19 protein-coding genes and 1 tRNA gene are annotated in these 22,336 nt (G+C 45.4%); 7 read left to right on the forward strand and 13 right to left on the reverse strand.

Annotated elements, in window-relative coordinates:
• Window positions 1-419: 419 nt before the first annotated feature.
• Together QUB06_RS00685 and pyk are read right to left on the reverse strand one after the other, a co-directional pair.
• Window positions 420-491, reverse strand: a tRNA-Thr gene (locus QUB06_RS00685).
• Between the two features lie 94 nt (window positions 492-585).
• Complete coding sequence (gene pyk, locus QUB06_RS00690) at window positions 586-2,373, reverse strand: pyruvate kinase (RefSeq protein ID WP_333433797.1); 1,788 nt, start codon at window positions 2,371-2,373, stop codon at window positions 586-588.
• A gap of 455 nt (window positions 2,374-2,828) precedes the next feature.
• On the opposite strand from pyk, the gene crtR reads away from it, so the two are divergent.
• On the forward strand, window positions 2,829-3,719 hold the full coding sequence (crtR, locus tag QUB06_RS00695) for a beta-carotene hydroxylase (protein WP_333433798.1): 891 nt from the start codon (window positions 2,829-2,831) through the stop codon (window positions 3,717-3,719).
• A gap of 165 nt (window positions 3,720-3,884) precedes the next feature.
• Here the strand turns inward: crtR and aroH are convergent, their stop codons facing one another.
• Together aroH and sppA are read right to left on the reverse strand one after the other, a co-directional pair.
• Window positions 3,885-4,292 (reverse strand): chorismate mutase, encoded by a 408-nt coding sequence (gene aroH, locus QUB06_RS00700; protein ID WP_333433799.1) that lies wholly within the window; start codon window positions 4,290-4,292, stop codon window positions 3,885-3,887.
• A 273-nt stretch (window positions 4,293-4,565) separates the two neighbouring features.
• Complete coding sequence (gene sppA, locus QUB06_RS00705) at window positions 4,566-5,384, reverse strand: signal peptide peptidase SppA (protein WP_333433920.1); 819 nt, start codon at window positions 5,382-5,384, stop codon at window positions 4,566-4,568.
• A gap of 234 nt (window positions 5,385-5,618) precedes the next feature.
• Between sppA and QUB06_RS00710 the strand changes: the two genes are divergently transcribed.
• On the forward strand, window positions 5,619-6,692 hold the full coding sequence (locus QUB06_RS00710) for a DMT family transporter (protein ID WP_333433800.1): 1,074 nt from the start codon (window positions 5,619-5,621) through the stop codon (window positions 6,690-6,692).
• Between the two features lie 13 nt (window positions 6,693-6,705).
• Here QUB06_RS00710 and QUB06_RS00715 read toward each other — a convergent pair whose 3' ends face one another.
• The 4 genes from QUB06_RS00715 to QUB06_RS00730 are packed head-to-tail and all read right to left on the reverse strand — an operon-like array spanning window position 6,706 to window position 9,317.
• Window positions 6,706-7,125 carry a PIN domain-containing protein gene (locus QUB06_RS00715; RefSeq protein ID WP_333433801.1) on the reverse strand — a complete coding sequence of 140 codons (420 nt, stop codon included), beginning with the start codon at window positions 7,123-7,125 and terminating at the stop codon, window positions 6,706-6,708.
• A complete protein-coding gene (locus tag QUB06_RS00720; protein WP_333433802.1) occupies window positions 7,122-7,418 on the reverse strand; it encodes a hypothetical protein in 297 nt (98 codons plus the stop codon). The genes QUB06_RS00715 and QUB06_RS00720 overlap by 4 nt, the downstream gene beginning before the upstream one ends.
• Before the next feature lie 50 nt (window positions 7,419-7,468).
• Window positions 7,469-8,146: a phage tail protein gene (locus QUB06_RS00725; RefSeq protein ID WP_333433803.1), complete on the reverse strand. Its 678-nt coding sequence runs from the start codon at window positions 8,144-8,146 to the stop codon at window positions 7,469-7,471.
• A gap of 1 nt (window position 8,147) precedes the next feature.
• Window positions 8,148-9,317 carry an AAA family ATPase gene (locus tag QUB06_RS00730; RefSeq protein ID WP_333433804.1) on the reverse strand — a complete coding sequence of 390 codons (1,170 nt, stop codon included), beginning with the start codon at window positions 9,315-9,317 and terminating at the stop codon, window positions 8,148-8,150.
• 47 nt (window positions 9,318-9,364) lie between these two features.
• Between QUB06_RS00730 and QUB06_RS00735 the strand changes: the two genes are divergently transcribed.
• Window positions 9,365-10,213 (forward strand): M28 family peptidase, encoded by an 849-nt coding sequence (locus tag QUB06_RS00735; protein WP_333433805.1) that lies wholly within the window; start codon window positions 9,365-9,367, stop codon window positions 10,211-10,213.
• Between the two features lie 145 nt (window positions 10,214-10,358).
• Window positions 10,359-14,066 carry a hydantoinase B/oxoprolinase family protein gene (locus QUB06_RS00740; RefSeq protein WP_333433806.1) on the forward strand — a complete coding sequence of 1,236 codons (3,708 nt, stop codon included), beginning with the start codon at window positions 10,359-10,361 and terminating at the stop codon, window positions 14,064-14,066.
• Window positions 14,067-14,132: 66 nt separating this feature from the next.
• Here QUB06_RS00740 and QUB06_RS00745 read toward each other — a convergent pair whose 3' ends face one another.
• Together QUB06_RS00745 and rpsH are read right to left on the reverse strand one after the other, a co-directional pair.
• A complete protein-coding gene (locus tag QUB06_RS00745) occupies window positions 14,133-14,744 on the reverse strand; it encodes a HEAT repeat domain-containing protein (RefSeq protein ID WP_333433807.1) in 612 nt (203 codons plus the stop codon).
• Entirely contained in the window at window positions 14,728-15,687 is a 960-nt protein-coding gene (gene rpsH / locus QUB06_RS00750; protein WP_333433808.1) for a 30S ribosomal protein S8, read from the reverse strand. Before rpsH ends, QUB06_RS00745 begins: the two co-directional genes overlap by 17 nt.
• Window positions 15,688-16,049: 362 nt before the next feature.
• Between rpsH and QUB06_RS00755 the strand changes: the two genes are divergently transcribed.
• Both QUB06_RS00755 and QUB06_RS00760 read left to right on the forward strand, forming a co-directional pair.
• The gene (locus tag QUB06_RS00755) at window positions 16,050-16,697 is read left to right on the forward strand and encodes a sigma-70 family RNA polymerase sigma factor (RefSeq protein WP_333155212.1); all 648 of its coding nucleotides are present in this window, start codon (window positions 16,050-16,052) and stop codon (window positions 16,695-16,697) included.
• 112 nt (window positions 16,698-16,809) lie between these two features.
• Window positions 16,810-17,130: a 2Fe-2S iron-sulfur cluster-binding protein gene (locus tag QUB06_RS00760; RefSeq protein WP_333046751.1), complete on the forward strand. Its 321-nt coding sequence runs from the start codon at window positions 16,810-16,812 to the stop codon at window positions 17,128-17,130.
• 198 nt (window positions 17,131-17,328) lie between these two features.
• Here QUB06_RS00760 and treS read toward each other — a convergent pair whose 3' ends face one another.
• On the reverse strand, window positions 17,329-20,712 hold the full coding sequence (gene treS / locus QUB06_RS00765) for a maltose alpha-D-glucosyltransferase (protein WP_333433809.1): 3,384 nt from the start codon (window positions 20,710-20,712) through the stop codon (window positions 17,329-17,331).
• A gap of 588 nt (window positions 20,713-21,300) precedes the next feature.
• Here treS and QUB06_RS00770 point away from each other — a divergent pair.
• A complete protein-coding gene (locus QUB06_RS00770; protein ID WP_006634333.1) occupies window positions 21,301-21,531 on the forward strand; it encodes a photosystem II protein, Psb35-related in 231 nt (76 codons plus the stop codon).
• A gap of 166 nt (window positions 21,532-21,697) precedes the next feature.
• Here the strand turns inward: QUB06_RS00770 and QUB06_RS00775 are convergent, their stop codons facing one another.
• Both QUB06_RS00775 and QUB06_RS00780 read right to left on the reverse strand, forming a co-directional pair.
• The gene (locus QUB06_RS00775) at window positions 21,698-22,069 is read right to left on the reverse strand and encodes a DUF5615 family PIN-like protein (protein WP_333433810.1); all 372 of its coding nucleotides are present in this window, start codon (window positions 22,067-22,069) and stop codon (window positions 21,698-21,700) included.
• Window positions 22,066-22,296, reverse strand: coding sequence for a DUF433 domain-containing protein (locus QUB06_RS00780; RefSeq protein ID WP_332947108.1), 231 nt, complete (start codon window positions 22,294-22,296; stop codon window positions 22,066-22,068). Before QUB06_RS00780 ends, QUB06_RS00775 begins: the two co-directional genes overlap by 4 nt.
• Window positions 22,297-22,336: the final 40 nt, after the last annotated feature.

The following is a 22,336-nucleotide window of genomic DNA, read 5'->3' on the forward strand; positions in this document are numbered from 1 at the left end:
CTGTTGACTGTTGACTGTTGAAGGAGGGGTCTAAAAACTGAATTGTTGAGTGTTAAATGTTGACTCGATTTTATGATTTCAATGCAACCGGAAATGATATGATATCAAATCCGTTGGCCTCGTCCTGTATTCATCTCTCTCTTCCCTTTCTCTGTATCCTCTGTGTCCTCTGCGGTTTCATCATTCCAATACAACCGGAATTGATATGACAACTGACTGTTTGGACATTTGAACAATACCGATGCAACCGGAAACGATATGATTTAAAAAATTCATAATCTCCACCACACAAGGATTTAGGGCAAATAAAAATGCTCTCGGCTACTTTGCCCAGAGCATTTTTGAGCAGTTAAACTGCGTTTTGCTACAGATTTGCAACAATCATAGACAAGTCATAGACAAAAATCGCTGAAACCCAAAGCCGATGGTGGGATTTGAACCCACGACCGTTCGATTACGAATCGAATACTCTACCCCTGAGCTACATCGGCACAGACAATTTTGAATTATAGCACAACCTAAGCGAAAAAAGCAACGAGTTGTAGAATTTAATTCAAAACTCCACAACTCCTAGCTCACCAACAGTTAAACAGCCACTTCCGCGTCAGTTGAGCCACCTCTGGCCCCGGAATAAACTAAACCCCGCTGCATATCCAGCGTCAGCATAGTTCCGTCCCGAATTACGCGCGTGGCATTCTTTACGCCCACCATCACCGGCACGCCCAAGCGCAAACCGATAATCGCGGCGTGAGAAGTCAAACTGTCCTCCTCCGTCACCACACCTGCTGCTTTCCGAATCATCTCCACAAAAGCGACGCTTGTGTGTTCCACTACCAAAATTTCTCCAGGGTGGAAATTGCCTACATCCGCAGCAGTGCGAGCAACCCTGGCCAGACCACTCACCGATCCCAAACCGACACCGGTGCCTTTGCCTAAAACTGCTGTCACTACCTCAACTTTGATCAAATCCGTCGATCCGGCAACCCCTTGCAGAGTACCGGCGGTCATTACCACTAAATCTCCGTCGCACACTAACTCTTTTTCCTGGGCGACTGTCATGGCCGAGTGAAATGTCTGGCCGGTGGAGGGCAAATCCAGCACCAGCAAGGGTTTTACTCCCCATACTAATTGCAGTTGTCGGGCTACGTCTACGTGAGGAGTAACTGCCAAAATCGGAGTTTTCGGTCGGAACTTCGAGACATTGCGGGCTGTGGCGCCGGTTTTGGTCAGCGTCATGATGGCGGCCGCGTTCAACTGTTCGGAGATTTGGCTGACTGCTTGGCTGATACCGTTGGGGATCGATCGACCAATATCTTCTACATTCCTAATATTCCGCTTAATTCCTTCCTTCTCCATCCGCACCGCAATTCTCGCCATCGTCGCCACCGCTTCGACGGGGAACTTGCCGACAGCAGTTTCATTCGAGAGCATCACCGCATCAGTTCCGTCAAGAATCGCGTTTGCCACGTCGGAAATCTCGGCGCGGGTGGGACGGGGATTGTTGACCATGCTGTCGAGCATCTGGGTAGCGGTAATTACCGGAATACCCAGGCGGTTGGAGGTAGCAATCAGCCGCTTTTGCAAGATCGGCACGTCTTCGGCGGGCAGTTCCACTCCCAAATCGCCGCGGGCGACCATCACGCCGTTGCAAAGGGTGAGAATTTCCTCCATTTGTTCGATCGCCTCGTGCTTTTCGATCTTGGCAATCACCGGTACCTGCTTGCCCGCACTGGCAATGAGCTCTTTAATTTCGAGCACATCTTGGGGATTCCGCACAAAGCTCAGGGCCACCCAATCGACACCTTGGTCGAGGCCGAACATTAAATCTTTGCGGTCTTTATCAGTCAGCGCTTTAATTGACAGGTAAACTCCCGGAAAATTCACCCCTTTGTTGTTGGAAAGCGGCCCGCCGACTACGACACGGCAGTACAATTCCCGCGCCGCGCGGTCTACTTTTTCGACCAGCATTTCGACTTTGCCGTCGTCGAGCAGAATCACTGATCCCTCTGGAACTTCGTCTGCTAGGGGGTCGTAGGTGACGGAAGATATTAGCTGGGTGCCGGGAACCTGGCGGCTGGTGAGAATGAAAGGATCGCCGTTTTTGACAACTATAGAGCCTGTCTCAAAGCGCCCTAAACGAATTTTCGGCCCTTGGAGGTCTTGGAGGATGGCAACCGGCTGGTTGAGTTCAAAGGACGTTTGCCGGATTAAGCGAATGCTGCGCTGGTGGTCTTCTTCTGTTCCGTGGGAAAAGTTGAGTCGCAAAGTTGTGGCACCTGCTTCTATGAGCTGGCGCAGCACTTGTGGGTCCGAAGTTGCTGGGCCAATGGTGGCGACGATTTTAGTCCGGCGTAGGGCTTTTGGCAATTGCATCAGCGGTGTTCTGGGGAGGCAGGTGGATTTCTTGTTTAAATTTCGGCTAACGTTTCATCTTTGCACTACAAGCAATGACGCTAGTCTCATGTCTTAAAAATTTTGATAGTCGTCAAAAAAGCAGGTATTGAACAATATATAGAATATCTGACTTTTTACCGATCGGTAATCTTTTCTTGGGGAGCGCCTTTTTTTGCCAATTTTTCCGCTCTCAGGCTTGACATATATACAGACATACCCATTGATTTTATTTGGTCTGCTGAGCTCTTTTGGCTAATCTAGGACTGGTATCCTTGTACAACAGCAATACTTTTTTGCTTGTGCAGAGGCTAGTTTCTGGCGATCGAACTCTGTTCTTTCATGCTTTGAGGCTGAGGTTCCTGACAAAACTTTACTATTGTCTGGCTTGTATCTTATACTACGCAAGTGTGAAATATTAAGGAGTCTTAACAAAGATGTCGGAGGCAGGACGGCCGCTGACAGTGCCGAAAGAGTTTCTGAGTCCTCCCGGTGACTTGAATCCGACACTGCTGCTGTTTTTGAGTGCAGTAGTGATTATCGTGATTTCTAACTTGGGTTTCTGGTGTTGGGGATGGCCGCAGTGGTGCTGTTTTACACTGAACGTGTTGGCGTTGCACATGGCCGGAACTGTGATTCACGATGCGTCTCATAATGCGGCCCATCGCGATCGCACGATCAATGCTATTTTGGGACACGGTAGCGCGCTGATGTTGGGTTTTGCTTTTCCGGTGTTTACACGGGTACACATGCAGCATCACGCCCACGTTAATGACCCAGATAACGATCCAGACCATTATGTTTCGACCGGCGGGCCTTTGTGGTTGATTGCTGCGAGGTTTTTTTACCACGAGATTTTCTTTTTTAAGCGCAAACTGTGGCGGAAATACGAACTATTGGAATGGTTTCTCAGCCGTTTGTTTGTGATCGCGATCGTGTATATCTCGATTCAATACGGCCATTTAGATTACGTCCTGAATTTTTGGTTTTCTCCGGCTTTGGTGGTGGGATTGGCCTTGGGGTTATTTTTTGATTATTTACCGCACCGTCCGTTTCACGAGCGCGATCGCTGGAAAAATGCCAGAGTATATCCGAGTCCTATTCTGAATATCTTAATTTTGGGGCAGAATTATCATCTGATCCATCACTTGTGGCCTTCAATTCCTTGGTACAATTACAAGCCTGCTTACGAAGCTGTGAAGCCGCTGCTAGATGAAAAGGGTTCTCCTCAAACTTTGGGAATATTGGAAGGGAAAAAGGACTTTTGGAGTTTTATATATGACATTTTTTTAGGGATTAGGTTGCATCACAAAAAAGCGTCTGATTGACAAAAAACCCGGCTTCTCAAAGAAACCGGGTTTTTTTTCTAATAAAAGCTTTTAAGCATATATCCCCAGGGCAGGTTTTGTCCTGTATCAAGTCCCGTCGTAAAAAATAAACCCACCTGTAATGGTGAGTTAACTTTTAAATCAAGCCCAAAGTGAATCTATTATTTATTTTTCCCCAGCCACCGCCACCGCTAAATTCCTATCGGGACGCAAATTTTGAGCTCCCCGCAAATAAGGATGATAAATTTCAGTATGTGCCGGCCAATTGACGTGAATTAAAAACCTAATGCAGCGTTCCAAAGCACCTTCAACGTGCATTTGCTGTACATCCAACAAAGGAACATTACACCAGTGAGAACGTTCGCGGGCGATCGCGGCCGGAAACACAGCATCTAAATCGCGAGTAGCAGAAAACGTAGCACTAATAATTAAATCTGGATTTATATCATTTTTTGCTTCTAATTCATCTAATAATTCTTTCACCGCTTCTCGAATTGCTGCCACCGAATTCTCGCTAGCAGTTGTTGCCCCACGAATCCCCCGCACTTGCCACTCCACGCAAATTTCCTCCATATTTTTGTTATTAGTCAGTTGCTAGTTGTCAGTTGCTAGTTGTCAGTTGTCAGTTGCTAGTTGTCAGTTGCTATAGCAATCCTAAATCATTCAGATAAATTTGTAGGGGTAGTTCCCCCGTGCCTACCCCCTATCTATTGGGGCAACCACGGGGGGATTGCCCCTACAATAATTACCCAAATCATTTAGGATTGCTATAGTTGCAATTACCCATTACTAATTACCAATTACCACTGTCAACTGACTACTGCCAAGTGCCAACTGACTATTTAATCACGGGCGATACATCCACAGCGGCAAACCGCTAGTAGAAAGCTCGAATTCCAGCAAATTATTGTAAGCTGAAAGCCCAGATATATCCAGACTACTCCCCAAGACGCGATTTAGGAAAGGTTTTTGTTTTTCTAGGGTGCAAGACTCGGTTTTTTCCGGGTCGAGGCCTGCGAGTTCGGCGGCAAGGCGGCGAGCGTCCTCTTCTGTTCCCAGTTGATCGACCAAACCCAATTCTAAGGCTTGCTGACCGGTAAAAACCCGACCGTCTGCAAAACTTTTGACTTTTTCAACAGCCAATTTCCGGGCATCAGCAACGGTTTCCACGAATTGCTGGTAGCTGGTGTCGATCAAGTCTTGCAGAATTTGCTGTTCAGGATCTGTCAATTCTCGATCGAATGCCAAGATATCTTTATACGGCCCCGATTTAATCACCTGAAAAGAAACGCCTACTTTTTCTAACAGCCGTTCTAAATTGTTGCCCCGGATAATCACGCCAATGCTGCCGGTAATTGTACCCGGATTAGCAATGATATGCGAGGCTCCCATGCCGATGTAAACTCCGCCAGAAGCTGAAATATTGCCAAAACTGGCAACAATTTTGACTTTTTCGCGCAAACGCTTGAGTGCGCTGTAAATTTCCTGGGAATCGCCGACAGTGCCGCCGGGGCTGTCTATCCGCAGCAGCAAGGCTGGAAATTGGCGTTCTTCAACGGTTTTGAGAGCTTCTAGGACTCGTTTGCGGGTTTCTCCGGCAATGGCGCCGGTGATTTCGATACGGGCGATTTGTTTGCGGTAGCGGGGCTTGAATGGCCAAATCATGGGCAGTGTACAGGCAATGTTACGGATTTTTGTAGCTAACTTCTTATAGTGTGCCTTATTCATCGGGGTAGATGTTGTGCCTGTGTTCGCAACAGGCTTTTCGGCCTGTTCATAATTGCCGAGGTTGGTGCGATCGAATTTAACTCAACAGCGATATATAATTGTAAAAATTGCTTAACAAATCTACATCATTCTCATGAGAGCCACTCTCATCAATTATTTGGAGTCTCCGCCATGCAGTTAAAACTTACCGATTCAAAATTGCCTTTTGCCCCCCTGTTGCTAATTGCGCCGTTTTTCCTGTGGGGAACCGCGATGGTAGCCATGAAGGGCGTGATGCCGCACACAACGCCGCTGTTTGTGGCATTCGTGCGTTTAGTACCTGCCGGCGTGTTGGTGCTGCTGGCCGCGGCATTCATGGGAAAACCGCAGCCGCAGGGTTGGAAAGCTTGGCTGTGGATTTCGCTGTTTGCTTTGGTTGACGCTACTTTGTTTCAAGGCTTTTTAGCTGAAGGTTTGGCGAGAACCGGTGCGGGTTTGGGTTCGGTGATGATTGATTCTCAACCGCTAGCTGTGGCGATTTTATGTTTGTGGCTATTTCAAGAAAAAATTGGTTTTTGGGGCTGGTTGGGATTAGTGATTGGCGTTGCTGGGATTAGTTTAATTGGGTTGCCCGATGGCTGGATTGTGGGGCTTTTTCATCCTGAAAACAGGCAGGTTTCTGCGGGTATCGAACAGTTGTTTCAGGGTGGAGAATGGTTGATGCTGTTGGCTGCTTTGTCGATGGCTGTGGGTACGGTTTTGGTGCGCTGGGTTTGCCGTTATGTTGACCCGGTGGTGGCGACTGGTTGGCACATGATTTTGGGCGGTTTGCCACTGTTGGCAATTTCGGCTGCAACTGAGTCCGAACAGTTTGTGAATATCGATTTTTCGGGCTGGATGGCGTTAGGTTATTCTACTGTGTTCGGAAGTGCGATCGCCTACGGTTTATTCTTTTATTTTGCTTCTACCGGGAGTCTAACCAGTTTAAGTTCTCTTACCTTTCTTACGCCTGTTTTTGCTTTGCTGTTCGGCAATTTGTTCTTGGGCGAAGTGTTGAATCCGCTGCAATCGATGGGAGTTGGGCTGACTTTGGTGAGTATTTATTTGATTAACCAGCGGGATACTTTGGCTGAGAAATTGAACAAAGTGCGGCACGGCGAAGCGAGTGCAGAAGTTGAAGCAACAGGATTGTTAGAGTCGTCTGAGTTGAATTCTGTAGAATTACCCGTGCAGTTGCGGGTTAGCGAATTGGAATCAGAAGTTTAATGCTTTGAGAAATTTAGGGAGAATTGGTTAATTCTTGAATTAACTGATTGGGAGTTACAATCCTAGGAGTAGTAACCGGAAAATCTCGCGGGTTGCGGGTGACAATGGCATCAATCCGATTGATTGCAGCAGTGCTGTACTGAATCGCATCTTCAAAATCCTTGAAGTTGCAACTTAATGCCATTGAAATAACAGAGTTATCTACTGTTCCTACTTGACAAAATGTGGCTAACTGCCGCAAAAACTCAAGTGTCCAATCACGACCTTTGTCTCGGCGAATGATATAGTAAAGGTCGCTAAAAGTTGAGGCAGAAACATAGCCTTGAATTTGGCCTTTTTCAACAAAAGTTAAAATGCGATCGCTCTCAGCATAGAAAGGTTCTCGCTCAAGCGCAACATCTACTATCACATTGGTGTCTATGAGGACTTTCACAAGTTATGTTTCTCGTTCAAATATTCCCATTTTGCTTGTTTGTCGGGATCGTCAAAATCTAGCGGTTCGGGTACAGCATCTCGCTCAAACAAAGCTTGAAATGCCTTCACTCTAGTTTTAAACTTTGTCTGAGGTGTCTCAGGTATCGCACTTTTCGACTCGCTAGCTAGTGTAACCGCATCAGTCACTGGCCAAACGATGATTTCGACATCTCCGGGTGGCATATCCACGGATTCCAAAACTACCAAGTTGCCAGTTGCATCGATTTTACCTCTCAGTTTGTAGGCCTGCATAGTAATCTCCTAAGTTTTGTCTCTATTATACGGCATGAAAATCTGCATCGTTACCAGTCATCCTCTTCAATAATTTGAATATTTCTAGTCTCAATCTCTTCTATAAAAATTTTCAGACTAGGATTATGTTGGTAATGCTTCATTAAAACTTTATGCTTGCCATATTGTTTGGCAATCTCTCGATAATATTCAGGATTTTTAGCATTTTTGTCAATTGTAAATTTGTGTTGCTTGGAAAGCTCATCATTTAACGTATTAAGACAGTTTTTGCATTTAGCTTTTTTCTGTTTCTCTGTATAATACAGTGGGAGCAACCAACACTCAATAGAATGTACAGATATTGCAAAAATTATCTTCTGTTGATTGGTGTTGTAAAAATCCTCACCAATCGCGTCTCTAAATTTCTCAAGAACTTTTGCACTCAACTGCTGAGGAGTAAACTCACCATTTTCATCTTGGTGAGCGATATTATAATCTTCTGAAACATCAGTATCTATTTGAATAATGATATAGTCAATAAATTGAAATGATTCTCGAAAATCTTTTGACTTGCAATAATCAAAAACTAGAGTCCAACCGCCGTATTTAGATTTATTCTGATTGTCTTTATCTCTTTCTGGTTGAAGTGGTTCGACATCTAGATCGAGACTCTTGAAATATCCAGCTAAAATATTCTCAATTACAATTTGGTCAGTAAGTCCCTCTGTAATCAATCCAAAACTAATCATATTAAAAATTTTTAGGAAGTCCGCCGATATAGCCTCTCAAAAATGCCTCTGATAATTTCACAGGTTCTTGTCCCTCCAAAGGTTTAGGTTTGAGAATGCGTTTAGCTGTAGTATAACCTAATTGGTTCCGGGAAATCACAAGCAGCCGCTGTTCGTCATCATCTAAATCCAAACCGTCCAAAACTGCCGGGTTGTGAGTGGTAAAAATGACTTGTTTGTCGTGTTTTTTTGCTAATTCGACTAATTCTTGCATTAATCGGCGGCACAATCTGGGATTGAGAGAAGCGTCAATGTTATCTATTGCAAAAAATTTAGGTGTCAGTTCACTTACGAACAAGGTAAAGTAAAAGAGTAAAAACAAAAAGCCTTCATTAGAGCTTCTTTGGTCGAAATAACTTACATCAGTATCTAAGTACCTATCTGTGATTTGGATAGAAGTTTGCCTTGCTGCTAAATTATGAGGAATTTCAAAATCTTCAAACCAATCTATCAAGCGCAGCTTGTTTTTAATTTCATTAAATTTATATGGGTTTTCATCTAAACTCAAAAAATTAATAAGTTTAAACAAGCCTTCGCCGTTAATGCCTAACGGTTGAATTTGGCCTTCTTTTTCAAATGTTCGTAAAGCTGGATTTTCAGGAGAGTAAACTATAAATAGATTTAAGGGAAGTATTTGGATAAATAAGTCTATATCCTGGTTCAATTTTGATACATCTTGTTCTGGTAGTTCCGTTGTGTTTTTTAAAATTGATAGAAGTCTGTCTTGCCCTCCGTATTTCTGAGTAAAAAAATTAAGAATATTCTCTGTAGAGGTTTCATTGTTGCCCCAAAAGTTTTTAGTCATCCACTGAGAATAAGGAGCATTATTATTTTGTAAAATACAACGGAATTGTTGTTCCTTATTTGCTTTTAACTCAATTTTGATATTTTTAACTAAATTTTCTTTTTCAAAAGCAGATCGCATAAATTGAGGTTCAGTAACTCTGATGCCCCGTGCAGCTAAGAACTCGTTATCAAGCTTATAATTAGCAGCAGCAGAAGCAAGGGCAATCGCCTCTAGGATATTGCTCTTGCCGCAGCCATTTTCACCGATCAATACAGTTACTCGTCCTAATTCTAGCTTCAGCTTTTGAATGGACTTATAATTTTCGATTCTGACTTCTCCAATCATAATTCAATCCCATATAATCTTAGTGTACTCATTGTATCTCCGATCGCATGAATCTCAAAGAACGCTTGCACAGCCATCTGATTCAAATTGTACGCGATCGCAACCCATACCTCGCATCCGAAGGGCATTTTTATGCTCAGCAATACATCCGCGAACAGTTGGCACAGTGGGGAACTGTAGAAATTGACGATTTTTCGGTGCGCGGGCGAATTCATCACAATTTGATTTTGGATTTACCCCCCTCCGAAAAGGCGAGTAAACAGGGCTTGCCGCCGATCGTAATTGGTGCTCATTACGATACTGTACCCGGATCGCCTGGGGCCGATGATAATGCTACTGGTGTTGCTGTTTTGCTGGAACTCGCACGGGATATCGCATCTGCGCCGCTCAAATATCCAGTGCAATTAGTCGCCTTCGATATGGAAGAATACGGTTATTTGGGAAGCAGTCATCATGCAGCTAAATACAAGCAACAGCAAAAGTCAATCCGGTTAATGATTTCTTTGGAAATGTTGGGTTATTGCAACCACAATCCTAATTCTCAAAGCTATCCGGCTGGCTTGAAAAATTTTTATCCAAATAGTGGTAATTTTATTGCTTTAATTGGCACTTTGCGGACGGTTCCCCATTTGATTAATTTGAGCGGCAAAATTCGCAAATCGGGTCAGCCCTGCGAGTGGCTGCCGGTGCCGAATCGAGGTTTAATTGTCCCCGATACTCGCCGCAGCGATCATGTTCCTTTTTGGGATAATGGTTATCCCGCTATTATGGTGACTGATACTGCTAATATGCGAAATCCTCATTATCATCGAGAAAGCGATAGGATTGAGACTTTGGATTTGGATTTTCTGGCTGGTGTTTGTCAGGGGTTAGTCAAGGGCATTCGACATCTATAATTAACACGATCGATCGCCTGCTAGTTTGAGCGACCAGAAATTATGACTTTTATGACCAGAAGTTATGAGTTTTATGAATTGACTCGAACAAAAGTTTGTTGAATACTTGTAAATTAGTCAAGCAAAAATTTGAACAAAAAGAGATATGAATCCTACTTATCCCGATCGCACTCGCTGGCAATTTTGGATCGATCGCGGCGGCACTTTTACCGATATTGTCGCCAACAGCCCCGACGGTAAATTAGTCATTCACAAGCTGCTGTCGGAAAACCCGGAACGCTACACCGACGCCGCAGTCCAAGGAATTCGCGATATTTTGAGAATTCCCGCCGGCGCAGCGATACCCGCCGCCGAAATTGAAGCGATTAAAATGGGGACGACGGTGGCGACAAATGCTTTGCTGGAACGAAAGGGCGATCGCACAATTCTGTTAATCACCAAAGGTTTCCGCGATGCGCTGAGAATTGGCTATCAAAACCGCCCGAATATTTTCGCCCGCCACATTGTCTTGCCCCAGATGCTGTACGATCGAGTTATTGAAGTTGCGGAACGCTACAGCGCTCAAGGTGAGGAGTTATCTGCTGTCAATCCAGAATTTATCCCGTGTTTGCAGCAAGCATACGATGAGGGAATTCGCAGTTGTGCGATCGTATTCATGCACGGCTACCGCTACTCGGAACACGAAAAACAAGTTGCTAAAATAGCGAAAGAAATTGGCTTTACTCAAATTTCAGTATCTCACGAAGTTAGCCCGCTGATGAAATTAGTTTCGCGGGGAGATACTGCGGTTGTCGATGCTTATTTGTCTCCGATTTTGCGGCGTTATGTCGAACAAGTAACCAGTCAATTATCTGTAGGGGCGGTGCCCCCGTGCCCGCCCTCCTCCTCCTCGCCCTCCCCGCCCCCCAAATTAATGTTCATGCAATCGAATGGCGGCTTAGTGGACGCGGCACAATTCCAAGGAAAAAACAGTATTTTATCCGGGCCTGCTGGGGGAATTGTCGGCGCAGTTCAAACGAGCAAAAAGGCAGGTTTTGATAAAATTATTACCTTTGATATGGGCGGAACTTCCACAGATGTTGCCCATTTTAACGGCGAATACGAACGCGAATTTGAGACGGAAATTGCTGGGGTGAGATTGCGATCGCCCGTGATGGCAATTCACACTGTAGCAGCCGGCGGCGGTTCAATTGTCTTTTTTGACGGGGCTCGCTACCGCGTCGGGCCGGAGTCTGCAGGGGCGAATCCTGGGCCTGCTTGCTACCGCAAAGGCGGCCCCTTGACGGTGACTGATTGCAATGTGATGTTGGGGAAAATTCAACCGGATTTTTTCCCGAAAGTATTTGGATTGAATGGAGATTTGCCGATCGCCCCTGACGTAGTAAAGCAAAAATTTGGGCAATTAGCGGGGGAAATTGGGGGCGAGAGGACGGCGGAACAGGTGGCGGAGGGTTTTTTGGCGATCGCTGTGGAAAAGATGGCAAATGCTGTCAAAAAAATCTCGCTTCAGCGCGGTTACGATGTTTCGGAGTATACATTGTGCTGTTTCGGCGGTGCGGGCGGTCAACACGCTTGTGCGATCGCCGATGCTTTGGGGATGAAACGGGTATTTATTCACCCTTATGCGGGTGTGTTGTCGGCTTACGGTATGGGTTTGGCTGATGTGCGGGCTATTCGCGAAAGGGCGATCGAGCAACAATTAAATGCAGAATTATTAGCTGATTTGCATTATATTTTAACTGCATTGGAGGCTGAGGGGAAGAGGGAATTGAACCGCAGAGGCGCAGAGAACACAGAGAATGAGTCAGAGATTTTAGTTGTTAGGAAGTTGCGTTTAAAATATCAGGGGACTGACTCGGTTTTGGCGGTTGATTTTGCTGACAATATTGATGTTATGCAGGCTGAATTTGAAGCAGCACACCGACAGCGTTACAGTTTTATTATGCCAGAAAAACCGCTGATTGTGGAAGCGGTTTCGGTGGAAGTTGTAGAAAGAATGGATGTGCCGGAAGCATCCACAATTTCCCCCTCTGGTGGCACGGGCATTTTGCCTGTGCAACCAATTTCAACGGTGCAAACCTATGTTGCTGGCGGTTGGCGGGCAACGCCTGTTTATCAGAGAGATGATTTGCGATCGGGCGACTGCATAGAAGGCCCTGCTATGATTGTTGAAGCTACGGGAACTAATATCATAGAACCGGGCTGGGAAGGGGAAATCACCGAAAATAATGATTTAATTTTGAACCGCAGATGCACGCAGATGGACGCAGATAATATCCGCGTTCATTCGCGTTTATCTGCGGTTAAATCAGATCCGGTTTTGCTGGAAATTTTTAATAATTTGTTTCGGGCGATCGCGGAACAAATGGGCGTCACATTGCAAAACACAAGTTCATCAGTCAACATCAAAGAACGTCTCGACTTTTCCTGTGCAATTTTCGACAAAAACGGGCAATTAGTTGCCAACGCGCCGCACATTCCCGTACATCTGGGATCGATGAGCGAAAGCGTTGAAGCTTTAATTTTAGCACAAGGCAATGCGATTCAACCCGGCGATGTTTATGTTTCTAACAATCCCTACAACGGCGGCACGCATTTACCCGATATCACCGTTATTACTCCAGTATTCGATCGTGATTCCTCCCTTCCTTTGTTTTATGTTGCCTCGCGGGGACACCACGCCGACATCGGCGGCATCACTCCCGGTTCCATGCCTCCTAACAGTACAACAGTAACCGAAGAAGGCGTATTGCTTGACAATTTCCTGTTAGTAAGCGAGGGACTTTTTCGAGAAAAAGAATTACTAGAAATTCTGATAGCTGGTAATTTTCCTGTTCGCAATACCGCTCAAAATATAGCCGATTTGCAAGCACAAATTGCAGCTAACAAGCGCGGCGCAGAAGAGCTGCTCAAGATGGTAGAACATTATAGATTAGAGACTGTGCAAGCTTATATGGGCTTCGTACAAGACAATGCTGAGGAGTCTGTACGCAGAGTAATTGATGTTTTGAGTGATGGCGAATTTACTTATCCGATGGATAGTGGCGGACAAATTAAGGTAGCGATTACAATTGACAAATCGGCGCGCAGTGCAAAAATAGATTTTACTGGCACTTCAGGTCAACAAACCAACAATTTTAATGCTCCCGCAGCCGTGTGCAAAGCCGCTGTTTTGTATGTTTTCCGCACGTTGGTAGATGACGATATTCCTCTAAATGCGGGCTGTTTGAAACCTCTAGAAATCATCAATCCCGAAGGCTGTATGCTGAATCCTCGCTATCCAGCGGCGGTAGTTGCCGGAAATGTGGAAACATCGCAGAATATTACCGATGCTTTGTATTGTGCTTTGGGAGTGATGGCGGCTTCTCAGGGAACTATGAATAATTTTACCTTTGGAAATCAGCGCTATCAATATTATGAAACAATTTGCGGCGGTTCGGGTGCTGGTGGAGATTTTGACGGCACTGATGCGGTACAAACTCACATGACTAATTCGCGTTTAACCGATCCCGAAGTTTTGGAATGGCGGTTTCCGGTGTTGTTGGAAAGTTTTGAAATTCTGGCTAATAGCGGCGGGAATGGATGTCATCGCGGCGGTAATGGAGTGGTGCGGCGAGTGCGGTTTCGGGAGGCGATGACGGCGGGAATTTTATCGGGGCGGCGGGTGATTTCTCCTTGCGGTTTGAAGGGGGGTGAAGCGGGGAAAGTTGGGCGTAATTATGTTGAAACGGTGGAGGGAAAAGTTGAGGATTTGGGGAGTACGGCGACTGTGGAAATGCAGCCGGGGGATGTGTTTGTCATTGAGACTCCTGGGGGCGGAGGATGTGGTTTTCCTAGCGGGCTTCACGGTTGATAGCCTCGATCTGCTCAAGGGTGATAACTCCCGCTTTCGGTATATAAAAAGTGCGAGCGCTTAATATTATTCAGCTTCTATCCAACCCTTAATAGTTTCAATAGGAACACTGACTAGCGGATGATTGAAGATTGCTTTCAAAGCCTCAATGCCACCTGCTTTTAATGCACTCCGCAACCGCTGTTTAAGGGTCGGATTGTCCTTGATTTCATGCTGAATTACTTCAGCTACAGCGGCTTGAGTCAGAGTTGGAGTAATCAGAGCTAGTTGATTCAGCAATTGCTGAATTTCTGCTGCTGCATCAACTAAATTCTGAGGTGGATTATTGATGAAATCACCTTCAACATTCCCAGCAGCACCTGTGACGGGGGCGTTAAAGTTCATTTGTACTTTGCGCTCTGACATAGTTTTAATGGCTTGATTTAGTACATTAAAAATTATAGCATTTCTGTAAATCTCTCCTAGGGCGGCGACTGCACTAGCCCGAACAGTTGGGTCGCTATCTTCCAATGCAGCTTGATATAGAGTAGCGATCGCCTCTTTGCTGTCAGCACCCATTTTAGCCAAAGCTTCAGCAGCGTTAGTGCGAACGAGAGAAGACGGATCGTTTTCCAAAATATGACATATCAATTGAATTGTCCTGGTTTTTGACTCGGTGAACTCATTTTGTTCGCTCACGGTAGAATTCTCCCAAGGACAATACAGCTTTAGCACGAACAGCAGGATCTTCACTTTCCAAATCTTGCAGTAAGGGAAGTATCTCTTTTGGAAATTCCTGGTTTAGCCAGTCGAATTGACTGTCAGCAATTTTGTCAGTGCTACTGTTGTTCCCTTTAGGATTGAGGTGCAGGAGCAAATGTTTGCTCGTTGCGTCGGCTACTAACTCGAAGTTAGCGATTAATCCTTGACTTTTTATTACTTGTGCCAGGTGGATAGTTGCCCATGTTGCTGGAACTTCGGTGGTTAAATTCCCTGCTAGGTTGGCTTCTCGAATGCAGGCGAGCGTTTGGGCGATCGCATCTTCCGAATTTGCACTTGTCTCGTATGTTTTGGTTGGCTGATTAAGATGTTCGTATAACGATGCAGAACCAAAATCTGCCCAGCTTCTTGCCTGATTTTCGATATATCTTGCAAATGTGATCTTTCGAGCGTTAATATCGATGGCACAATTTTCTCTTTCATTTTCACTCTCGATGAATTTGGATAATTCTGCAATTACTGTTTTGAGTCCCTTTAGATCGTTTGTCGTAAATACAGCCTTTTCACCAGAATTCATAGATACTTCCAGTCCATGTTTTTTTGGCAAAATGTTTAGCATTACAATTACTACTGTAATCGTAAATAAAAATGCTCCCCAAAAATTTATATTTATAAAAATCGAAAAACAGCCGATAAAAGTCAAAAAACAGCCGATCAGAAAAAATATAAAATATTTCCCGTCGGGTGTATTTATAACATTAACTTCAGTTATTTTAAATCCAGTAACGTTACAAAATTGATATACAACATCTCCAAATTTGATGAGTTTTTTAGTAATATATATAGTTGTCAACTTAGAATATATTGTTCTAGAGCTAACTGGGGTAGTCGCTTTACCTTGCACTGGATTACTTATCAGCATAGCTTTAACCCTCAAAGTAACTTACTAAATATTCACCAATAGTGCTATTTTCCCACGCCGATCTCAAAAAAAGATTGATGAATCACTAATCTGTCAACTATCTTATTATATCACAATAAAGTAATTGTCGCTTGCCTGGAATCATTCAAATTTTTAGGTAAGCGACAAGTGCAGGATATGTCTTAACAATCTTGAAAGGCAGACAAGATGAAGTTTAAGGCTATTGAGCGCGATCGCACCCCTCCTGATATCTATCGCACATCGCCCCAACAAAATCAGCCTCAACTCTGGAACATCGATCGACAAATCGTGTAGAATCGGGCTGCACCCGCATTTATTCTCCAAACCTTTTCAGAACAATTGTGCAAACACCTAATTTTTCAGAACTCAACCATCCTGTGGTCAAATCCCTGTTCCATCACAGCGACCAGGAATTATTGACTCTGTTTCAAAACCATCCCGATCAGGGTCGCTTCTTCACGGCGATTTTTTGCCGCTACGCTCAAATTGTCCACTCCCTGATTCGCCATTCCGTACGATCGCCCGTACAAGGCGATTACCTGTTTGCCCACACTTGGCTGCACATCTATCACGAACTCCGAGGCCTCGATTTGCGCCGCGAAATCCAAGAGTCTGATGGCGAAAATCTCAGTCTCCAAAACTGGCTGATTAATGTCACCGCAGTCTGCATAAATCAAGCTGAATTGCCCCCTGTTGAGTCGATTCACTACTCTTTGCAATCGGCTCCGCCTCCCCTGTGGTGTTACGTCAAACAAGCCTTAGAATTGTTAGCGCCCCTGCCGCGTTTAGTCGTGTTGATGGCTCAGACTTTCCGCTGGAGCGAAACTCGAATTGCAGCTTATTTGCAAGCAGAAGGCGAAGCTATTTCGCCGGCTCAGGTAAAGGCTTTGCTGCAAAAAGGATATCAAAGTTTAGAATCAAACTTGCCGGAGGATATTCGGGCTATTTATCTAGATGAAAATCTCGATTATCAAGAAGCACTTGTCTAGATATACACGATATAAATCCGCCCTTTCTAGTTGTAGGGGCGGGTTTTACCCGAAATATTTGCTAGGACTAACAGCATCGTAAACCCGCCCTTTCGCGAGGAAGAAGGAAAAAATGGCAGTTTATCAAGTTCGGTTGGTGAATGAGGCTCTCGCGCTCGATCGCACGATCGCAGTACCAGACGACCAGTATATCCTAGATATGGCAGAAGATGCCGGCATCCGCTTGCCGAATGGATGCAAGCAAGGCGAGTGTTCTGCTTGCGTTGTCAAACTGCTGAGTGGTGAAATCGACCAAAGCGAACAAAAGTTTTTGAAGCCGTCAGAATTGCAAGCTGGCTACGCTGTTACTTGTGTGGCTTACCCGCTTTCTGACTGCACTTTGTTAACGCATCAAGAACAAGTTTTGTATCAAGCCGCTCTTTATTTTAAGTAATACGAAATCGGTTTTTTACCATCTTTCTTCTAGTCTGGGGTTGCACGGACTTTGTTTTTATAGGAGCGAATTCTCTTCGCCGAGAAAATCGTTATCAAAGCAGATTTCGTGATGTAAGGTGCGTGACTCTCAAGAATCGGGCTGCCACTTGAGTGGCTAGAAAGTCACGCACCCTAACGAGTATAGATAAACCCGCCCTTATAAATTCAGCAATTCTACAATCCGCTGAAGCGGAATGTGCGCCCAATCCAAGCGGTAATTAAGTTCGTAGGCTAGCTCGCCAACCGCTTTTTCCAAAATGTAAGCATCTAGCAAAACTTGTAGTTCCGGTATAGATTTGGGCAAGAAATCTGCATCGGCTGCTGTTGCCAAATAGCTCTTAACAAAAGTAAGGCTGACCCAGCGGTGCCAAACGTTCGCCCACTGCTGCATCTCCGGGAGATTTTCCGGGCGAATCATCCCACTTTCTACTTCATTGCGGAGTGCCAAAGTAACAGCGTAACTTATAGATTGCAGCATTCCTGCAACATCTCGCAGGGGCGACCTCTTCATCCGCCGCTCGCTTAAGGGTCGATCGCGTTCTCCTCCGAAATCAATAATTACGAAGTCTTTGCCTGTATAAAGAACTTGCCCGAAATGAAAGTCCCCGTGACAGCGAATTCTATCGGCCGTGATTCTCAAGTTCAAAATAGACTTGAAACGTTCCATGAGCAAATCTTCGCGGTTGAGCAGCTTTTGCGCCGATTTTTGTATTTCTGGCGGCAGTTTGGACATCCGTTTTTTCAGCTCCAGCAAAGTTCTTCCGGCCACATTTCTCATGTATTGATAGATGGAACGCTGGTAAAAGGAGGTAAAGCTTTCTGGGGCAAAAGCGGGATTTTCTGTGTCAGCAGCTAAAGCGAGGTGAAGTTCGGCTGTCCGCTGACCTAAAAGTTCGGCTGATGCTAAGTAAGAGCCGATGAGTTCGCGAGCTAATGCCGGAATTTCTAGGGATAAATCGGCTACTAGCGAGTTTTGCTGCCGCTGGGTTTGTCCGGTCAAAGCGTTCGGCAAATAATTTTCGGGGGCAGTAGATAAATTCTCGCCGGAATGCTTTGCTTCTACTGTCATTACTTGCTCGAAATAGTCGCGCAGCGTGTCTAATGTATAAGACCAAGCATCTACGCTGTCGGGGATTAATTTTTGTAGGATTCCGACTGTAAGGACTTGTTTTGCTGGTGTGTGATATTCCAATGCTCCGGCAATTGGAGCGTAGTGTTGGATCGAGTTGCCCTCTGTTAAAAAGCGTCCGATTTCTAATTCGGGGTTAATTCCTTCCTCGATTTTTCGCAATATTTTCAGGACGAAGCGGTCGCCGTAACCTGCGGATGTATTGCTTTGTTCTTTTTTGAACAGGTGAGGTTCGAGCTGCCCTAACTCTTCTTCTGATTTGAATGCACTGTCGGCAATTCCTAGCAGTTGACCTGCAACACCTCTGTAACTGCGAGAATTGGCGATCGTCCCCAGCAGCGCGCTCAGAAAACCTTTGTCCCCTGCAGCATCAAATAGTACCCCGACTTCCTTGTTGGTTTCTGGGAATTGCAGGCGCGCGATCGCCCGATCGTCCACATCGCCTTTAATCTCTTCCCACCCTAAAGGCAAAACGTAAGTTTCCGGCATACCTTCAGTATAATTCAACTGCAAGAACAGAATGTAAACTTGAGATTGCTCCCCCGCACTATCTTTACATTCAACCGGTACAACATCACTTATTTCTAATGATTGAATTGTCCTGTCTGTACCGCTAAACCAGCGATTGCGCCGCAGGTATCCCGGCAAAATATTGAGCAGCATATCGCTTAACTGACTTGTAGCAAAAGCTGTTTTCCAATTGCCTATCACCGCCAAACTCGGCAAGTCTGTAGGATGACCGTGCGACAAAAAATCTTCGTGTTTAGCAGTAAGAGTAAACCAGTAAAACGTGTGAGGACTCAAGCACAAAAAGTAAGGCTGCTCCCCAACGGCAGGAAACTCAGTGCGGCCGAAAATCTCCACCGGAACAGCACCTTTAAAGGGCGCAAGGTCTAATTCTGCCGTCTGGACGAAGCGTGACAAATTAGCCACTACGAGGATGTGTTCGTCTTGATAAGTCCGCACAAAAGCTAAAACTTTGCGGTTTTCCGGGTACAGGAACTCGCAAGTTCCGCGGCCGAATGCTTGGAAACGCTGCCGAATTGCAATCAGGCGTTTCATCCACCACCAAAGAGAACTCGGATTCGCCCGCTGCGCGTCCACGTTAACAGATTCGTAGTGATATTCAGGGTCAACAATTGGCGGTGCGTACAGCCGCTGCGGGTTAGCACGACTAAAACCGGCATTGCGATCGCCACTCCACTGCATCGGAGTTCTCACCCCGTTGCGATCGCCCAAATAGATATTGTCTCCCATGCCAATTTCGTCGCCGTAGTAAAGCACCGGCGTACCCGGAAGAGACAGCAGCAAAGCATTCATCAACTCGATGCGGCGGCGGTTATTTCCCATCAAAGGAGCCAAGCGGCGGCGGATGCCCAAATTAATTCTCGCCTGAGTGTCTTGAGCGTAAACCCGATACATATAATCTCGGTCTTCATCACTCACCATTTCCAGCGTCAATTCATCGTGATTCCGCAAAAACAATGCCCACTGACAGTTATTGGGAATCTGCGGAGTTTGCTGGAGAATATCGCTAATTGGGAAGCTATCTTCCATATACAAAGCCATAAATAAACGCGGCATCAGCGGAAAATGAAAGTTCATGTGACATTCATCGCCGGCCGCGTAATATTCAACCGCATCCTCCGGCCACTGATTCGCCTCAGCAAGCAGCATCCGGTTCGGGAATTTCTCATCTACGTGCTTCCGCAAGTGCTTGAGGAATACGTGAGTTTCTGGCAGGTTTTCGCAGTTAGTACCTTCGCGCTCGTAAAGGTAAGGCACCGCATCCATTCGCAGTCCGTCTACTCCCAGAGCCAACCAGAAATCTACCACATCTAAGATGGCTTGGCGGACGGCCGGATTGTCGTAATTCAAATCGGGTTGGTGGGAATAAAAACGGTGCCAGTAATAAGCTTTTGCTACCGCATCCCAAGCCCAATTAGAGGTTTCAAAATCTTTGAAAATAATCCGAGCCTCTTGATATTTTTCCGGCGTGTCGCTCCACACATAAAAATCTCTTTCGTTACTGCCTTTCGGGGCGCGGCGTGCTCGCTGAAACCAAGCGTGCTGGTCGGAAGTGTGGTTGACAATTAACTCAATAATGACCCGAATTCCCCGCTGGTGCGCTGCTTCTAAAAGGTCTTTAAAGTCCTCTAATGTGCCGTAAATCGGGTTGACGGTAGTATAGTGAGATGTATCGTAGCCGTCGTCTCGGAGCGGCGAGGGAAAAAATGGCAGTACCCAAATTGCTGTTACTCCCAAGTTTTGCAGGTAATCCAGTTTTTCTGTCAGTCCTCTAAAGTCGCCGATCCCGTCTGCATTGCTGTCTGCAAAAGCGCGAACTGGTACTTCGTAAATAATCGCGTCTTTGAACCACAACGGGTCGTTATTTAACATTGAGTTTGGCATGATTTGTAGCGATGATTGGCAATTAGTAATTTGTACTTAAAATTTGGTAATTGGGATTTGTTAGTTCCAATCCAAACTGATAAATCATAACTCATAATTTGGCCGCTATTCCTCATGCGAGCGGCAGACTTTTAATCGTAATTTATTAACGCAAAACTTATAATTTCTTAACTATAAACTCTCAACAATCTGTTTTGCTATTTCGGATACAGTTCACAATCCGGGTACTGTGCTAGCTACCGATGCGCGGTAGTGCCCACCCTACCAAAGCGTGTCAACTTAAGCCTGAAACCCCTCTGTATCTCTCGCTGGTAGCCCAGTCTAGATCCCCCTAAATCCCCCTTGATAATGGGAGTAGGGGTTGACTTTGAGAACACTCTTGTCCCCCCCTCTTCTTAAGGGGAGTAGGGGTTGGCTAGGGGGGATCGAGCCCTTGTTGACACTAAGCACACCCTACAGACTCAGGATTAGGTGCGGTATTTACTACCTGCCGGACGGTTGCCACGACCTTACAGTACCTTGACGTTTATTACAAACTTTCGTTACATTAGTTTACATAAAGCAACAAAAGTTAAGGAAAAAGCAAAAATGACTATTGTAATCGCTCTTTTAATCGTCGGTTGGGTCGCGGCCTCAGTAATTGGCACTCAAGCATATTTCCTGGGCGAACAGTCAAAGCCTATCCACGAGCGGAATTGGAACGATGAATCTTTTGAACAACTGGCAAAATCAGTGACGGGAACAGAAATTGATTACCGCGTTCGCGTTCCCGCCTACAGCATGGACGCCTATGGCAGCCGCACGATGAGCAATTCGTAATATTAAGTAGCAGGCTTGACTATTTTCAAGAACAGGCAAGATGCCTGTTGCACAAGCAGATTTATTTTTTGTGCAACAGGCATCTTGCCTGTTCTTAATTTTTGAATTACAGGCAAGATGCCTGTTCCACAAGCAGATTAATTTTTGTGAAACAGGCCATAAATAATTATCGAAGTGTAATCGGCAAAATTCTCACCCTAGAGCGCGTTTCATCCACAGAAATGAACGCCCCCGACTCAATTTGTGGCTCAAATTGATGGAACACTTCCACAATCAAACTCTCTATATTAGCAGGCAGCACGTCTTGAATACGGACTTGAATGACACTGGGAGCATCAGCTTGGGTTGCGGCCAGCAGTGCGCCAAAATCTAAATCATGAGTGAATACGGCATAGTCATTTACTCGCGCCCACTCCATAATAACGCGATCGGTGGCACGAGGATCGCCGACTGTAGACCAATGAATAGACTCTATTCCGTATTTAGTAAATACGACAGTCCATTCAGGTGACAGGTTCATATCAATCAAAATTTTCACGCTATTTTGAGAGGAATTTCTACTTCTTCAACTCGCCACGCTGCATAGGCAAGTGCTTCATATATATCTGCTTCTTCCAGGTAGGGATAAGCCTGCAAAATGCCTGACGGTAAGTGTCCCGATGCCATCAGTCCGACTATAGTACCCACAGTGACTCGCAAGCCGCGAATGCAGGGTTTTCCTCCCATTACTTCTGGATTCAGAGTGATTCTAGTTAGTTGTTTCATGATTTTAAACTACCAGGCTTTCTGGGACAAAAGAAGATTA

It is taken from the genome of Microcoleus sp. D2_18a_D3 (genome assembly GCF_036702455.1).
In the GTDB taxonomy this organism is placed as follows: domain Bacteria; phylum Cyanobacteriota; class Cyanobacteriia; order Cyanobacteriales; family Microcoleaceae; genus Microcoleus.

Bases quoted from the DNA above. Each gene is read 5' to 3' on its own strand.
- pyk (WP_333433797.1), bottom strand. From the start codon at position 2,373: ATGCAATTGCCAAAAGCCCTACGCCGGACTAAAATCGTCGCCACCATT.
- crtR (WP_333433798.1), top strand. From the start codon at position 2,829: ATGTCGGAGGCAGGACGGCCGCTGACAGTGCCGAAAGAGTTTCTGAGT.
- aroH (WP_333433799.1), bottom strand. From the start codon at position 4,292: ATGGAGGAAATTTGCGTGGAGTGGCAAGTGCGGGGGATTCGTGGGGCA.
- sppA (WP_333433920.1), bottom strand. From the start codon at position 5,384: ATGATTTGGCCATTCAAGCCCCGCTACCGCAAACAAATCGCCCGTATC.
- QUB06_RS00710 (WP_333433800.1), top strand. From the start codon at position 5,619: ATGCAGTTAAAACTTACCGATTCAAAATTGCCTTTTGCCCCCCTGTTG.
- QUB06_RS00720 (WP_333433802.1), bottom strand. From the start codon at position 7,418: ATGCAGGCCTACAAACTGAGAGGTAAAATCGATGCAACTGGCAACTTG.
- QUB06_RS00725 (WP_333433803.1), bottom strand. From the start codon at position 8,146: ATGATTAGTTTTGGATTGATTACAGAGGGACTTACTGACCAAATTGTA.
- QUB06_RS00730 (WP_333433804.1), bottom strand. From the start codon at position 9,317: ATGATTGGAGAAGTCAGAATCGAAAATTATAAGTCCATTCAAAAGCTG.
- QUB06_RS00735 (WP_333433805.1), top strand. From the start codon at position 9,365: ATGAATCTCAAAGAACGCTTGCACAGCCATCTGATTCAAATTGTACGC.
- QUB06_RS00740 (WP_333433806.1), top strand. From the start codon at position 10,359: ATGAATCCTACTTATCCCGATCGCACTCGCTGGCAATTTTGGATCGAT.
- rpsH (WP_333433808.1), bottom strand. From the start codon at position 15,687: ATGCTGATAAGTAATCCAGTGCAAGGTAAAGCGACTACCCCAGTTAGC.
- QUB06_RS00760 (WP_333046751.1), top strand. From the start codon at position 16,810: ATGGCAGTTTATCAAGTTCGGTTGGTGAATGAGGCTCTCGCGCTCGAT.
- treS (WP_333433809.1), bottom strand. From the start codon at position 20,712: ATGCCAAACTCAATGTTAAATAACGACCCGTTGTGGTTCAAAGACGCG.
- QUB06_RS00770 (WP_006634333.1), top strand. From the start codon at position 21,301: ATGACTATTGTAATCGCTCTTTTAATCGTCGGTTGGGTCGCGGCCTCA.
- QUB06_RS00780 (WP_332947108.1), bottom strand. From the start codon at position 22,296: ATGAAACAACTAACTAGAATCACTCTGAATCCAGAAGTAATGGGAGGA.